Source organism: Desulfosediminicola ganghwensis (assembly GCF_005116675.2).
In the GTDB taxonomy this organism is placed as follows: Bacteria; Desulfobacterota; Desulfobulbia; order Desulfobulbales; family Desulfocapsaceae; genus Desulfopila; species Desulfopila ganghwensis.
This window is the reverse complement of sequence record NZ_CP050699.1, coordinates 1,226,886-1,242,032: the sequence shown is the minus strand read 5'-3', so window position 1 is coordinate 1,242,032 and position 15,147 is coordinate 1,226,886. Positions and strand designations below refer to the sequence as shown.

Genomic DNA, 15,147 nt, shown 5'->3' with positions numbered 1-15,147 from the left:
ATTCAAGAAAGTCGTCCGGGACCGCCATACCCCAGGATAGCGCATATGATTAGATCACGCACAAATCAGGCCAAAATGATAGCTTGTGCTTTTGTTTTGAAAATAAAGTATTCATCAGACGTGAAAGCTAAATTGCAGATTCGTCGATATCCAATTTCTGGAGACAGCTCTCGCGGTCTTATATTACCACTGCAAACATCTGAGTATTTAGCTACTGCTAAAATGACAGGCTACAAGTAGCCAGGAGCCTTTTACGGGCTTATTCTTCTCAACCGCCCCAGGAACTGGTAAAAATCATACCATACCCAAAAGAAATCCCCCTGCCAGGATACCAGCAGGGGGAGGCAGCGGAAGTGATTAACTTGGGCAGTTAAGGGATAAGACCGCCGACCGAAATAGTGCCACATTGTGGCACTATTTCTAAGCTACCAAAGCAGTATGCTTTCGTCAAGTAGCGGTGGTATAATTTGAATTAAATATCGGCGATTTGCCCAGTTCGGCAAGGAAGCGAGCTTTACCTGCAACTCTTTAATCGGAACGCTGGTGTCACCGTATACTGAGATCGGCTTTTTGACCGGTAAATTCTTTTTCGCTGGTGTCACCAGAAGTAAATCGCTTCCTCAATAGCTCCAGGGCACTATCTTCCTGCCGACTCCTGTTTGCCAAACAAGTAACGATTTTGCAATTGCATAAATAGCGAAAACAATGCTCACCCAGAATAACAAAGGGAAAACCAAGGTCCATGTCCAAACGCTGGTCCGGAGCCACAAATGTTGTAAGCCCACTCACCAAAACTCTCTCCCCACATATCAGTTCAGCTTTTTTGGGGGTGAGGTAATTCACAACCGTCAGATTCATAATACACAAATCTCGTGCCACATAGTCGCAGTGAGCCGCATTATCGTAACATTACGATCTTGTATCGTTAATTATTTTGTGGTGTTAAATGAATAAGGGTAATTTTAAGGTTGGGTGGGCAAAAGTTATCCAATAAAGAAAATGTGGTAGTTGAAGGTGGAGTCAGGTCTTATGCATTCGTAATCGCATTATTATTTATGAGACAGCAGTGGCTTCAACGGTGTTCCCTTTTGAATCTTCCAGATACTCAACAGCAACTTTACACAAATTTCTTTTCAATATAATATCTTATACTTGAATTCCAATCATTGTTAATGGGCAGGGGCACGATGGTGCAAACCAAGCCCGACTTACTGCCTGGACCCCATCTGCAACATCAACTGTTCAATCTTTTCAACGCTTGTAGTATCCATCGGTTTGTTTAAACCAATGATACAAAGGAAGATGAGAACAAATGACAGGGTCACACCGAGAACAAGTGTTTTCTTGTTTTTCAGGTAGTTCTTGATGGGCGCTAAATTCAGGTATACGTGAAGACAACCTGCGAGAACCATGATGACCCCGAATATTTTATGCACAGGGTGCATCTGCAGTTGAAAGGTAAAGCTGTTCAGGATGATCATCAGTATTCCTGAAAGGCCAAGCGCAATAAATGATATTACAAGTGTGATTGATACAAATTGTCGCAGCATTTTGGTATTCCCTCTATTTTGAATTATCGATGCCGTGTTGTTGTGATCATATTATGCACGACCTGTTGCATCTAACCAATAGATGTGTTTTCATGTTACTCATGAATAAAATCGATTGGTTGTCTCTTGATGGAAAAAGCCTGCGTGTATTTCTCACTGTAATGGAAGTCGGTACTATCACTGGCGCAGCTGATAAACTTGGTATTACTCAGTCTGCCGTGAGTCATACTGTGGAGAAACTACGTGAGATTGTGGGAGATCCCCTTTTTATACGGGCTGGAAGAACCATATCCCCGACAGCGTATGCTGCACAGATGGCGGAAAAAGTTGAGAGAGTTCTCGGTGACCTGAAAGGGCTTGTTCAAACACCCACCTTTTCGCCCGCTGAATGTGAAATGGATCTCGTTATCGCTGCCAACGATTTCCAGAGCAGTTTACTCATGCCCCGTTTCTATGCACAGGTTAAAGGGAAACTTAAGCGTTTCACCCTTAAAGTTATTTCGCCTCAAATACCCACGGTTGAACTATTACGTGAGAAGAAGTGCGATCTAGCCATTGTCGGATTTAGCCCCAACTCAGCCGACATAATGCAAAGGCCTCTCTTCAACATGACCACAGTCGTTTATTATGATCCATCTATGCGGGATGCCCCTGGAGATATACAGGATTACCTAGACTCTGGACACATAGGGCTTTCTTTTCTCCAGAATTTTAAGGGAGGATTAGATGATTTTTTAGTTAGCCAGGGACTATGTCGCAAAGTTGAAATTACTGCTCCAAATTTTTCTAGTGTTGCATGCTATTTGAGAGGAACAGGCATGCTTGCAACTCTGCCATCTCTGATGAGACTCACCGAGATGAGGGATTTTGCATATTCTCCACTACCATTTCAATTTTCGCCGGGAAAAATGAATATGATTTGGCATCAGTCCTATCAGTATGATGAACCCCATAAATGGCTGAGAAAGGAGATAATGAAAGTAGTTGATTCACTCCCGGAGAAATAAATCCTGCATGAGCGTGGTCAGGGTATTGGATTTTAATTATCCGGTGGTCGCAGATACTATTTTGCCAACAGACGTAACACCCAAATTCAAGACCAGACACCGCTCTTCCCTTTGAATCCAGGGCTCTTCTTGATTCGAAGGGAAAGAAACAGGAGTAAAACAATCTTGGTCATCAAAGGTTGTTTCTCAATATCCGTGGTCTGCCCTCAATTGATTCACAGATGACCGCAACTCGTTTGTGATTCCTTATGGGAAATCATCATCTCTACACACGTCACTGGGGCCGGGAGTTCACAACATGGTCGATGAAGTATGGATGTCCCGCCCCCTCATTGGGCCAGGACCGAAGCATGGTAACGTTGCCGGTTGGGAACTGGAGTAACCGGATCTGAAGAAAAATATGGGAGAAGTAGGCGAACAGCTATGCACTGATGCTTGACTTTATTCGCCTAAAGGTAACGCCTTGTTATAGAAATATTATATTTTAAAACGGCCAGTTATTACATCATTCATATCTTGAGGAATGATGATTTGAGGACATACCATTTCTTTAATTTGTCTTTTGAATAGATTATTGTCTCCTGGACGATGCGTACCATGGACAATTTTTAAATCTGGGTTTTGAGCTTGGATTACAGCTTCATATTTTTTCAGAAAAGGACATAAAGCTGTCATGCAGTATGAAAAATGTAATGCGTTCAGTCTATATTCAGTAAGTGCTTTTGTTCTTTTAAGAATTTTTTCAGTTGCAGCATTAGTTGGACAACCAGCGCAATTAATTATGCCGATCAGGTCTAATCTTTCATCTTCTTTATATTGTTCAAATAGACCTTTTCGCTTACGCAGGTCTCTTAAACATACAACAGAAGCGCAATTCGCATCTTGAGTGCAATTTGAACAAGTTAATATGCCTATGCGTGCCATTAGATCATTCCTTTAAGTCGATAACGTGAAGTTGTGGGGTGCGCGCCTTTTGCGCGTCCCTCTCTAACGCTTTGTTGTGCAATTATTATATATTTAGTAGCCTATATATTTCTTGTAAGTTTAAAAAATTATCAACTTTTACAGAATGATTTACCTTATTGCCAACAGCTATGAATTTGTATTTTAGTTCTTGACTAGCCATTTTATCCCAAACACCATCTCCAAAATACGTACAAGCACAATTCACATTACCGACTGATCTAGATTTAGCAATTTGCATTATCTTGATGCGCTTGTAATGATCATCGGAAGTAGCTATAGGTATCTCTTCTATTGATATTCCGGCTGAATTTAATTTTAAAACTGCACTATCTAGCCACCCGCCAGTTGCAATAGAGAGAGAAATGTTGTTTTTACATAGCAAATTTCTTAGTAATATTTTCGCCCCTGGAACTTCCGTAATTGAATTTACAGATAGTGCTTGCTTGAGGTTTGAAATGAATTTCTCTTTAATTCTTAGTTTTGTATTTTCTTGATTTTGAATGTTATTATCTTTGAAATACTCGTTTAATATTCCAGAATCAGTAATATTGTGATAAGAATGCCAATCTTTTCTGATGGGTATTTTTGTTACTGACACAACAGCCGCTTCAAAACAAATGGAATCAATTTCAGTTGATTCCAACAAAGTACCATCTATATCGAACATTATGTGTTTCATGTTTTTGGTAGCACAACGAGCCTGTAGAAAAATGCAGTTCAAAATCCCGAAGATTCCCTCAACCGATTTCAGGAGGGTTCCAAAAATCTACTTTCCTAGCCGCCTATTTCGATTCCACTTGTTCTTTACCCTGCTCTATTTGCCCTCAGTCCATTTGTGAACCTTCTTGGGACTATTCTCCTCTACGATCTACCTGTCAGCTGCCTACTACCGCTCCATACGAGTGGATCTTTTTCAGGTTATGGACCATGCAGAACAGGTTCCACTGCGCATTCACTTTTCGTTTTCCTCGAAGACTGAATCGATCAAGTTTCATGGTTGACCGTATATGGCCAAAGGGTGACTCACCAACAGCGAGTCGCATGCCATAGATTGCTCGACCAATGGTTGAATCAATCTTTCGTTTCATCTTCTCTGTGAATCGCTCATTACCGTTACGCTTTTTCCCCGGAAAGTAAGCTAGCTGGCGGGCCTCGGTTTTCTCTGGCTTGCGTAAACACTCACGTCGCAATTGACATGGGAGGCAGTCTCGCTTAGCTCCTTTGAACTTGTAGGCCTGATAATCTTTCACCTTGGCGTTGCAGCCATTGCGGTAGAGTTTCTTGCCGGCCGGACAAATAGCGTGGCTCAAATCATCAGCGAAAGTAAAATGTTCAGGCCGAAAGAGTCGCTTTCCACCGGCCCTGGTCGCAAAGTGATAAGCGGGGAGATCTTTATAGCGCTCTGCTGTGGCAAAGCGAGGATCTCGTTTGCGGAAACGAGTATCCGCAACATACCCATCTATATTCTCTGTATAGAGGTACTCGAGATTCTTCTCGGAATGATAACCGCTATCCGCTACAACTTTGGCCTTACCAAATACATCTTGGTCGCCTATCTGTTCCAAGTTAGACTGTATCGACTTCAGCGAAGGTATAAGGAGATTGGACTCACTGCCCTGCCCATAGGCTTCTGCTCCAACAATGACTTGGTACTTCTTGTCCACTGAGGCAACACCGACATACCCCTGTATTACCCCTTTCGATGTAGCCATCTTGGCAGAGTCATTATCGGTAATGTTTGATTTAACCGGTTTGCCGCCACTGCCACGTCGGTCATCATGGTCTTTCAGCCAATCCCTTATCTTGGCAGCACTTTTTTGTAGTTTCTTCTTATATTTCTCTTCATGATCCCGAACTTCCGGCTCTATCTTCTCAAGATCCATGGACTTGTGACGGATGATCATTCTGTGCAGAGCTCGCTCTATCTTTTCAACCTTTTTGGTCAAATCGGCTTTGGTGCCACTCCATTCCTTAGAGGCATTGCTTGGGAGTTTGCAGCCATCAATAGCAAACATCTCTCGGCCAATAAGGTTCTGCTGGTCACAGATCAGCAGTACTTGAAGAAAGAGAGAGACAACCTCTTTGTCCATACTGGAGACGAAACTGGCAATTGTTGTGAAGTGGGGTCTGGTATTGGCTGAAAGGGCCATGAAAAGGATGTATTTCTCACAGCACTCGGAAATTGCACGACTAGAAGTAATACCTCGTGAATAGGCAAACAGGATAATCTTCAGCAAAATCCGTGGGTCATAGGCTGGGGCACCAGTTTCGTCGTTGGTGAACCTGGCATCAAAGATGGAAAGGTCGAGTTCGTGATCGACCAGATAGTTCAGGGTGTACTCGAAAGTCCCTTTTTGTATCTGCTCATTGAAGAATACTGGTATGAACATCCCCTGAGCGTATGAATACGGCTTGTATTTGGCCATGGCTTCCGACTTTCGGCAGGGTTAAGGGGTTGATTACCATCGAATGAAGCTAAATATAACCCTAAATGCCTGATATTGCTATGACCAATACCTTTTTCTACAGGTTCAACGTGGAGTTGAGGGGCGCGCGCCTTTTGCGCGTCCCTCTCTAACGAATTGTTATGTTACCTTTGTTTTTTTTACGCTTTAAACAAACGAATTAATTTAATTAAGTCATTTTCAACTTCATTAACATTTTCATAATCTTTCATTACAACACTTACAGGCAACTCAATATCATCTTGAAAAATGTATACAAAGCACATATATCCATTATCAGATTTTATGGATATTTTACAAATTGTATCAAAATAATCATTTTTTACTAATAAGATTTTACTATAACCACCCTTGGTTATTCCAATCGATTTCAAGATTATATTTTGAAGAATTTCTACATTTCTGTTCCTGTTGTTAAAGATGGAAATGTCGCCTGATGTCTGGTTAATAATATTTAAACGATCCTGGAGATCAAAGTAATTTATAGACTGCCCTGCTATAGTTTTTTGTGAGCCTTGCAATAGGTAGGGACTATGAAATATAATAGCTTTACCTTTCGGCATTTTTAGCTGAATTATCTTCTCACTTCTCTCTATTTGATCTGCTCCAAATTCAAACAAATTAATTTTGACATCATAAAATTTTTCATACGTATCAGGATTGCGGAATACTGTATTAACATATTGTTCTTCTGGCACACAGTTAACATAACTACGAAATTCATCATTATAGTTGAAATGCCATAGCCAAACAAACAAGATACATGGATAGAAATACCAAAAAATGCCTAGTAAAGAGCAGCTTAAAAACAACCATTTAGAATGTTTGACTAATTTCATTTTTAATGATCTGGTTGATTCCATGTACTGTACTGATCACATAACGTGTAATATAGGAGTACTCCCTTTTTGGGGATTTCTGCATCATTTTAAGTAAATACGACTACCACAACGGGTAGCTACCCGTTGTGGTATATTTCTTTTCGGATTGTGCAACAAACTGCTTATCTTGTTATAATGTCATTCATTTATTGCATAGTAGGCGATTGATTTTCAAGTTGCAAGCGTTAATCAGGCAACTCCTGGGAGTTCCTATAATACGCAAATATCCGTGATATAGGAGTATGGGTATATTACGCAACTTCAATAATCGTTAGACTCTCCTAACCTTGCATATTGTGTACTACGATATCGTACAACTACATTTAGTTGGTTTGTCAAATCGCCAGTGACATCAATTGGTGTTATGTCGAATAGTATACAAAAAGATCAGTAAACAGTGTTTTGTCAGTCTTTATAGGCTGGGAGTTACATTACGTTCGAAACAAGCACGTGAAGAGTAGTTCTTGATAGTGAGACAGTATCGTTTGGTTGTAATTCAATATTTCCTTTTGAGGGCAGAAAGAGTCAGAATGCCCTTTTGCCATGCAAGACAGTACTCAGCGTAGCACGAGTTCTTTTTTTCTAACTCTCTCAATTCATCAGCATATATTCTCTAAAATATATGCTTTCCCCCAAAAGCTCAGCTTCACGAATCAAGGCGTGAGAAGCAAGGAGTTAGGGGGAGGAATAAAAGCCTAAACCTACAAAAATGTTCCCTTCAACTCGATAAAATGAATCCATTTCAAGGGGTGGCATTTGTCAATCTGCTACGCCTCACCTCACACCTCTCTCCTCACATTTTCAAGCCGTAGATGAGCGGGAATCAGAAAAAATATTGTCAGCGACATTTAAGTTTGAAGTTCGCTGTTGTAGCTGATCCCGATATAGGTCGCTCCCTGGCGGGGACCGAAACTGCCTGCGAGAATGACGAACAGGTCGTCTTCGTGAAAACGGTTTTCTGCTACAAGACTGCAGATTGACGACTGCAAGGCGGTGCCGTTGCCAAGATCCATGTGGATATAATCGGCATGGACCCCAAAGGATAAGGATAGGCGGCGCATAACCTGCTGATCGTATACCTAGGCATGGATGACGGTGGCCCCTCGATAGGCGGCAAGAACTCCAATTGAGGTGCCGGTGATCACACAGCATGAGCGTGGTCACAACATGAGCGTAGTCAGGTCTTGAATTTTGGCTATCCGGTGATCACAGATCCTCTTTTGCCAACGGACGTAACACCCAAATTCAATAAAACCTGGGAAGTCAGACCACAGAATTTCGCTAAGAAAATCATGGGATCTTTAACCAGGAAACGTGTTCTCAGAAGTAACACCAAAGAATTTGGCCATCAGCTGGCCTTAGATGTCCATTAAATCGTTAGAAGATGGTGGCTGAAAGGTAAAAGAGTAAGGACTGCTGAGGTTATGGCGATAGAGACTAAATGACTGTAGTATCTGGTACGCCCTACAGGATCAGAAGTCAATTCGGATAGACTGGCAGTTGTTTGCACAAATTCTGCACAAACGAAAAAAGGGTTCCAGCTAAAAGCTGGAACCCTTTTTATATTCGATGGTCGGGGCGGTAGGATTCGAACCTACGGCCTCCTGCTCCCAAGTCAGTTACTGCTATCATTTTTGCCAATTTCACACAATTTCATTTACCGTCACAAAGCAATATAAATAAATCCTATTTTCATTGCTTTAGCACCATTTTAGTGTTAAAGCTACTTCATATAGCATCACTTGTTCTCATCCTCAATAACCTATAAAAAGTTTGCAAAATGTTTGCATGCAAATTTTCCTTTCCCGAACCTGAAGGAGAAACAGGTGCCGAAAATAAACTTCACCCCCTTAACGATCAAGAACCTTAAGGCAGAACCAAAAACAGTTGAGTACTTCGAGCAAGGTCGCAAGCATGGTGAAGGATCTTTTGGGCTAAGGATCAGCCCGAAGGACAAAAGAACTTGGTTCATCATGTACAAAACTGAATCCAACAAGGTGAAGAGATTTACTTTGGGCACCTACCCAAAACTCAGTCTGAAGGATGCCAGGAAGCTTGCAGCAGACACCATGGCTAGAATTCATGAAGGCCATGACCCTATGCAAGAGCAAGTTATCAGGAGGTCAGCCCCCACTGTTTCTGACCTCTGGGAAGAATATCAAGCGACCCTCAATAGAAAAGCCAAAAAGAAAGTAGCTAGTACGGAATACGAAGAAAATCGCCGATGGACAAAGATCATATCCCCTGCCCTTGGCGACATGAAAGTTGAGGATATTACACCCATCCACATTTCCTCTCTCCTGAACAAGGTGGCAGCAAAAGCCCCCATATCAGCAAACAGACTCCATACATTGCTTAGAGTGATGTTTAAGGTCGCGCTAGCCAACGGTTGGATAAACATCCACCCAATGCAATGGCTCGACAAACCCGGAGGTTCTGAGCCTGCCAGAAAACGGTTTCTCACTGATGACGAAATCCGTTGTCTATGGCCTCACTTCGAAAGGCTCCGACCCAACCCAAGAGATATACTCAAAATTGGCATTCTCACAGCACAACGCCCAGGAGAGATATTGGCCATGAAATGGGAACACTTGGACCTGAATTCTGGTGTATGGACCCTCAAAGACACCAAAAACGGGAATGACCACCTCCTTCCCTTATCTCACCAAGTATTGTCAATTTTGAGAGATAGGAAAGAAGGTGTTGGCTTTACCAAGAAAATGCTCTGGATGAAAGAGAGTGAGTTTGTGTTCCCCTCCAGGTACAACCTGAACAAAGGGGCCAATAGCGGACATGCCAAATCCACCAAGGAAGCCAGAAAGAAAGTCCAACAAGCCTCTGGCGTGACCGACTGGACGGCACATGATCTGAGGAGAACGGCTCGAACAATCATGAGTCGCTTGAATATAAAGCACCACATCCGTGAGAGGGTTCTGAATCATGCGCAGGGAGGAATTCAGGGCGTCTACGACAGATATGACTACTTGCAAGAAAAAGCTGATGCGCTCAACAAACTTGCCAACGAAATTGACCGCATTTTAGGCAAAGAGAAAACTGCCAAAATCATCGAGTTGAAAACTGCGTGACCAAATTTATACTCCTGGCCCAGTTAAATTGTAACGAATTTTCAGGATAAATACCTATGACGATGAAAACCAAAGCAGGCTCTCTACATAAAGAAAATGTAAATAAGTGCTTAACCGCATATGAAAACGGGGAATGGCATAGCCCTCCACCCTACAAATGGCTCTTGAAAAAAAAATGGAACCCTTTCATGGCTATACTACTATTTTCTGGCTTGGACGTAACTCCAGCTGAAATTAAATGGAGAGGATTGCTGAATTTTGCTGAGCTCAAGCATATCAATAAGCTTGGATCTGAGTACATTCATGATTTGTACTCTTTTTACAGCAAAGAACAGCTTGAGAATGAGATAAAGTCAAATAGGAAAGAAGCTGAGAACTGTCTTCTTTCAGCCAGGAATGACTTCATCATGCTGACAAAATCTAATGTGGTACCTTCCTTTTGCTTGAACAACTTCATAGACCAGGACATCATGAAAAACTGTAAACGCTGGCTAAAGTATTATGAAGAAAGTGAGAGAATTTTCAATATCATTGTTGAGGAATGGATAACATCAGAAGGAACCGAAGCGATAGTAGAAAACGATAAAAGACTAGAATATAAAGAGTTTTACTTCCAATGGGCAGTAAATAGCGACATCACCCAACACATTCCTTGGTGGCCTGATTTTGAATTAGAATTCCCTCACCTTATGCCCAAGAGTACAATTGCTCATGAAAATTCATCAGAACAACACAATAAAGAGTACACCGGATGGATAGAAATTATAGCTGCATGGGCCTCCCTAGGCCAAAAAAAGGTCAGCCCTAGACAGATGAGGAATTACAAAAAAGAAGGGCTTAGGATAAATTACAAACCGCTCGGAGCCAAAAAAATCCCTACAGTCACTGCTAATGACTTGAGAGACTTTATCTTCAAGCGTACTTCTAATAAATCAAAAAAAAAATAATTTCCCTATCACCTACCATTACGTCCCTAAAATTTTCCACATGAACATTCACTTTTATCTCGTTGTACTATTGTCATTTCCGCATCTTTCTTGATCATATCAGATTTCCTCATCTCACATCTGCCCGACCCACACAATTTCCACATATATCACCGTATTAACGTGATTTTTAAAATTGACAGACTCTTTTTTGATGATAGAGTTGGCCTAAATGAGGTCGCATGCGATTCATAGTTCAGGGGTCGACACCTGAACTTCTGACTTAGATCATCATGGAGAATTATGAACACCCTAAACGTACAAGTGGTGGACTATGCAAGCCCAAGTAATTCAACAAAAGAAGACCAGGAAAGAAAACGTAGAAAAGCAATAGACACGATCCTGAAACATGCTGAAGCGTGGCCTGGGGAAATTGTTCCCCTCAAAAAGTTCGGCGAGTTCTCAGCCGGAGCATACTCCTCCAGATACATAGCCAATCTGCTGTCCCAGGATAAGGGGCCTAGCGGAGCGTTCAAGTTAGGAAGAAACACTATTCTGCCAAAATCCAGCAGTGTGCAGTTTCTGCTGGATAGGTTGGAGGTGTAACATGCGAAACACCGCTAAAGCGGCCCCAGCGAACAAGCCTGGTAGCTTAGAGGCCGCCTCGGAATTACAGAAAAAAAACAAAGCACCTCACCTAACATCTCAATACTCCGAAACTGACAAGTATACTGAAATTCTGGGACTACTTCATCGCATTAAGAAGACATACAACATTAGGGAAAGGAGCCAAGCCCCCAGCATGGTAAACAAGGAGGGCGTCTAATGATTGTGAATATCCCTACAATAGTAATGATCCGTCTCCATACCCTTCAAATGAAACTGTCAGGAGACGAAAGAACTCTCTTGGCATATTTGCTGAGCAGTACTTCTAATGGGTGCCTGCCCATCAGTTATTGCGAAACAACACTTGGGATAACAAAAACAAAGGACGTAGCCAACAAACTCAAGCGACATGGCAGCACTTGGGGCTTCAAAGTAGAAACCGACCTTGATACCGTTACCCTCACTATCTGCATTCCACCAATTGCTGCTGAGAAAGATGAGACTCTCGAAAAGGAGGTACAGTGTGGCTAGACCCAGAAAAGAAACTGTCGAATATTTCCCACACGACGTACACCATGGGAAGACTCTCTACTCACTACAAAACAGTTTCGGTAATGACGGCTACGCCGCTTGGTTCAAACTCCTTGAGCTTCTGGGCCGAACTCATGGACACAGTTACAGCATCCAAGAACCGGCAGACCTCTATTACCTCGCGGCACTGTGGAAAGTTTCCGGAGAAAAAACCATGCAGATATTGGATTTTCTCTCCGAATTGCAAGCAATTGACCCACAGCTTTATGATAACAAAATCATCTGGTGTGATAATTTTGTCAAAAACCTTGAACCAGTCTACCTCAAGCGGAGAACCCCCCTGCCTGAAAAACCGAATTCTCGTTCTGAAAACGATAGTTCTCGGGCAGAAAACTCAACCAGTATAGAGATTACGGGGAACTCTGGAGCGAGAATGCAACAAAGTAAACTAAAGGAAAGTATAGATAAAACTAATACTGCATCTTCCGATACAGATGATGTGTATGAAGATTTCTACCTTTCGAAAAAAGAGAAGAAACTAACCGGACAAATCCTATGGGACTTTAACCTGTTTTGGAAAACTTTCGATTATCGCAAAGGCAAGGCAGAGGCAGCAGACGCTTTCCTTACCGTCTATCAGCCTGATCTAATCGAGGACATTCTTATAGGTGCGGAGCGTGAAGCAATAAAACGACAAACCCTCATTGCAAAAGGCCAGACCCCAAAAATGGCACAAGGATGGATTGGCGGTCGCCGCTGGGAGGATGAAGAACAAATATGCATGACCACTAGTAACGACTGCACCCGATGCAATTACAACCATCCCAAACCATGCCCCAATCTCAGCAAACCTGACTTCAACCCTGAAAACTGTGACTCATTCCAGACGGTGGAGGCAGGAATATGATCCAGAAGGCTCTACAATGCGAAGAGGCTGAACGGGGAGCTATTGGTTCATTGCTTCTGAAGCCGGTATTGGTTCCTGAAACGCTCGATATCCTCATCCACGATGATTTCACGCTAAGCCGATACAGGCGCTTTTTCCAGGCAATCAAACAAACATTCACGACAGGCAATGAAGTTGATATGGTTTCCTTGCTAAATGCTTTGCGTGAATCGGGAAAGCTTAAAGCAGACGATGCAGAGCATATAGCTTCTCTTACTTCATGGGCATTCATTCCCAGTCTTTCGCATTGCCACACTGTTAAACGGCTTTCCTCTACCAGAAGTTTTTTGCAGGATCTTGATCAAGCAAAAAACGCAATTTTAGCTGGTCAAAACATAGCCACCGTCATTGAAGACTTTTCCCCGGCGATTCTGCGAACTGTCCAGAAGGGAAGCAAAGCCACTTTACTAGCTGACACTATTACGGAAGACCTGCAAAACATCTTTCAGCGAACCGACAACGGTGGTGGCCTACCTGGATTGCCTACAGGCTATACAAACATTGACAATCTCATTGGTGGACTTGTTGCAACCAATCTAATTATTTTGGCTGCAAGACCTTCTATGGGGAAAACTACCCTAGCGCTAAATATAGCTGAAAATGTTGCTCGTTCAGGAGCGCCAGTCTGTTTCTTCAGCATGGAGATGGCAAGGGGAGAACTAACAGAAAAGCTCTTTTCCAGGGCCTCGTCGGTTTCGCTGACAAGAATCCGTAGCGGGCACATTTCGTCAAAGGAACGCGAGAGGATTAAACATGCAGCCAATGAGCTCCGGACAGTTCCTCTCTTTCTGTACGACCAACCAGGACTCTCCATACATCAGATTACCGCTACAACCAAAAGCCTTCATATGAGGCATGGCTTAGGTCTCGTCATCGTTGATTATCTGGGACTTATGCGGGGAGAAGGCAATACACGCGAACAGGAAGTTGCCTCGTTGAGCAGGGGCCTCAAATGCCTTGCTATGGATCTAAAAATACCTGTTATAGCACTTTCGCAACTCAATAGAGGTGTTGAAAGCAGGACGGACAAACGGCCCACCTTGGCAGACCTGAGGGATTCTGGCGCCATCGAACAGGATGCCAACATTGTCACCTTCATCTATCGGGATGAGGTTTACAACACAGGTCAAAATAATCCGCGCAAAGGGGAAGCTGAGTTCATCGTTTCCAAGAATCGTTCCGGACCGACTGGAAATGTCAAATTGGGCACAAACCGGTTCAGTTATTCGGAGTTCACGCCTTCATCCTAAGAATGAACGAGAAGAAACGGTGTCACTCTCACTATTCCAGATCATCCGGGGGACCAAGGCCTGGTTATGCAACATTTCAAACAAATTAGCCATCCACACTATACTGTTTGATTTATGGCACGACTTCTCAAGGCGCCCGGCAAGCCTTCGGAATAACGCGACAAAAAGATCTCGATCCAGACTTAATCACCTGGAATGAATCTAAAAGTGGCGACCAGAGGTGGGTGAAACTAAAACACAAGTGCAAGGCAATGTCATAGGGACCCAGGCTGGCTAGAATCACACTTAAACATAGAATTTTAGTCTTTTCGCATTACTACTTCTACCGGGAGGAAATTGGAATGAATCCGAAATTAAATGCAAGAGAACAGAGGTTCGTAAATGAATATTTGGTGGACCTCAATCCGAAAAGAGCAGCCATAGTTGCTGGCTATGCAAAGAGCACAGCAGATAACAAAGCATACGTTTGGGTCAGTAATAGTCAGTCCAAACCTCACGTTTTCAACGCCATTCAAATAGCCAAAAAAAATCGTTGTGAAAAGGTCCAGATGGACGCAGAGCTTGAGCTTATGAGACTGGTTGAAATTCTGGAAATGGATGTTGCCGACATTCTTACCGACCAAGGGATAGTGAAGCCTATTAAAGAATGGCCGGACGTTTGGCGAAAGAATGTCTCTAATGTCGAATTTAAGGAAATTTTTAAAGGAACTGGGCCTGCTCGCCGCTCATCAATTGGCCAATTAAAGAAAATACGATGGCCAGACAAACTTAAGGTCTTGGAACTTATTGGTCGCCATGTCAATGTTTCAGCATGGCAAGAAAAACGAGAGATTGAACTAGGAGACACGACAAAGCAGGTGATCAATGACATCATCAGTTCGATAGACGGAACAAGTAAAGGCCTACCTAAGGGCTAGCCCGAAAACGTCATAA

The 15,147-nt window shown here is 42.7% G+C and carries 14 protein-coding genes; 8 read left to right on the top strand and 6 right to left on the bottom strand.

What is annotated here, in order from left to right; translation table 11 throughout:
* Positions 1 to 1,208 precede the first annotated feature (1,208 nt).
* Entirely contained in the window at positions 1,209 to 1,550 is a 342-nt protein-coding gene (locus FCL45_RS05290; RefSeq protein ID WP_136800002.1) for a DUF4405 domain-containing protein, read from the bottom strand.
* A gap of 101 nt (positions 1,551 to 1,651) precedes the next feature.
* Between FCL45_RS05290 and FCL45_RS05285 the strand changes: the two genes are divergently transcribed.
* Positions 1,652 to 2,557, top strand: a complete 906-nt coding sequence (locus tag FCL45_RS05285; RefSeq protein ID WP_167495940.1) for a LysR family transcriptional regulator — start codon at positions 1,652 to 1,654, stop codon at positions 2,555 to 2,557.
* A 477-nt stretch (positions 2,558 to 3,034) separates the two neighbouring features.
* Here the strand turns inward: FCL45_RS05285 and FCL45_RS05280 are convergent, their stop codons facing one another.
* From FCL45_RS05280 to FCL45_RS05260, 5 genes are all read right to left on the bottom strand, one after another.
* Entirely contained in the window at positions 3,035 to 3,481 is a 447-nt protein-coding gene (locus FCL45_RS05280) for a CGGC domain-containing protein (protein WP_136800000.1), read from the bottom strand.
* Positions 3,482 to 3,566: 85 nt separating this feature from the next.
* Complete coding sequence (locus FCL45_RS05275; protein ID WP_167495939.1) at positions 3,567 to 4,190, bottom strand: HAD family hydrolase; 624 nt, start codon at positions 4,188 to 4,190, stop codon at positions 3,567 to 3,569.
* Positions 4,191 to 4,398: 208 nt separating this feature from the next.
* Positions 4,399 to 5,949 carry a transposase gene (locus FCL45_RS05270; RefSeq protein WP_176360001.1) on the bottom strand — a complete coding sequence of 517 codons (1,551 nt, stop codon included), beginning with the start codon at positions 5,947 to 5,949 and terminating at the stop codon, positions 4,399 to 4,401.
* Between the two features lie 179 nt (positions 5,950 to 6,128).
* Complete coding sequence (locus FCL45_RS05265) at positions 6,129 to 6,827, bottom strand: hypothetical protein (protein ID WP_136797060.1); 699 nt, start codon at positions 6,825 to 6,827, stop codon at positions 6,129 to 6,131.
* Positions 6,828 to 7,717: 890 nt separating this feature from the next.
* Complete coding sequence (locus tag FCL45_RS05260; RefSeq protein ID WP_136797061.1) at positions 7,718 to 7,930, bottom strand: hypothetical protein; 213 nt, start codon at positions 7,928 to 7,930, stop codon at positions 7,718 to 7,720.
* A 765-nt stretch (positions 7,931 to 8,695) separates the two neighbouring features.
* On the opposite strand from FCL45_RS05260, the gene FCL45_RS05255 reads away from it, so the two are divergent.
* From FCL45_RS05255 to FCL45_RS05225, 7 genes are all read left to right on the top strand, one after another.
* Positions 8,696 to 9,955, top strand: coding sequence for a tyrosine-type recombinase/integrase (locus FCL45_RS05255; RefSeq protein WP_167495747.1), 1,260 nt, complete (start codon positions 8,696 to 8,698; stop codon positions 9,953 to 9,955).
* A 62-nt stretch (positions 9,956 to 10,017) separates the two neighbouring features.
* Positions 10,018 to 10,902, top strand: a complete 885-nt coding sequence (locus FCL45_RS05250) for a hypothetical protein (RefSeq protein ID WP_136797063.1) — start codon at positions 10,018 to 10,020, stop codon at positions 10,900 to 10,902.
* A 282-nt stretch (positions 10,903 to 11,184) separates the two neighbouring features.
* The gene (locus tag FCL45_RS05245; protein ID WP_136797064.1) at positions 11,185 to 11,487 is read left to right on the top strand and encodes a hypothetical protein; all 303 of its coding nucleotides are present in this window, start codon (positions 11,185 to 11,187) and stop codon (positions 11,485 to 11,487) included.
* A gap of 219 nt (positions 11,488 to 11,706) precedes the next feature.
* Positions 11,707 to 12,018 carry a hypothetical protein gene (locus FCL45_RS05240; RefSeq protein WP_136797065.1) on the top strand — a complete coding sequence of 104 codons (312 nt, stop codon included), beginning with the start codon at positions 11,707 to 11,709 and terminating at the stop codon, positions 12,016 to 12,018.
* 214 nt (positions 12,019 to 12,232) lie between these two features.
* Positions 12,233 to 12,925: a hypothetical protein gene (locus tag FCL45_RS05235; RefSeq protein ID WP_476700514.1), complete on the top strand. Its 693-nt coding sequence runs from the start codon at positions 12,233 to 12,235 to the stop codon at positions 12,923 to 12,925.
* Entirely contained in the window at positions 12,922 to 14,214 is a 1,293-nt protein-coding gene (dnaB, locus tag FCL45_RS05230) for a replicative DNA helicase (protein WP_136797067.1), read from the top strand. The genes FCL45_RS05235 and dnaB overlap by 4 nt, the downstream gene beginning before the upstream one ends.
* 341 nt (positions 14,215 to 14,555) lie before the next feature.
* Positions 14,556 to 15,131 (top strand): terminase small subunit, encoded by a 576-nt coding sequence (locus FCL45_RS05225; protein WP_136797068.1) that lies wholly within the window; start codon positions 14,556 to 14,558, stop codon positions 15,129 to 15,131.
* The last annotated feature ends 16 nt before the right edge of the window (positions 15,132 to 15,147 follow it).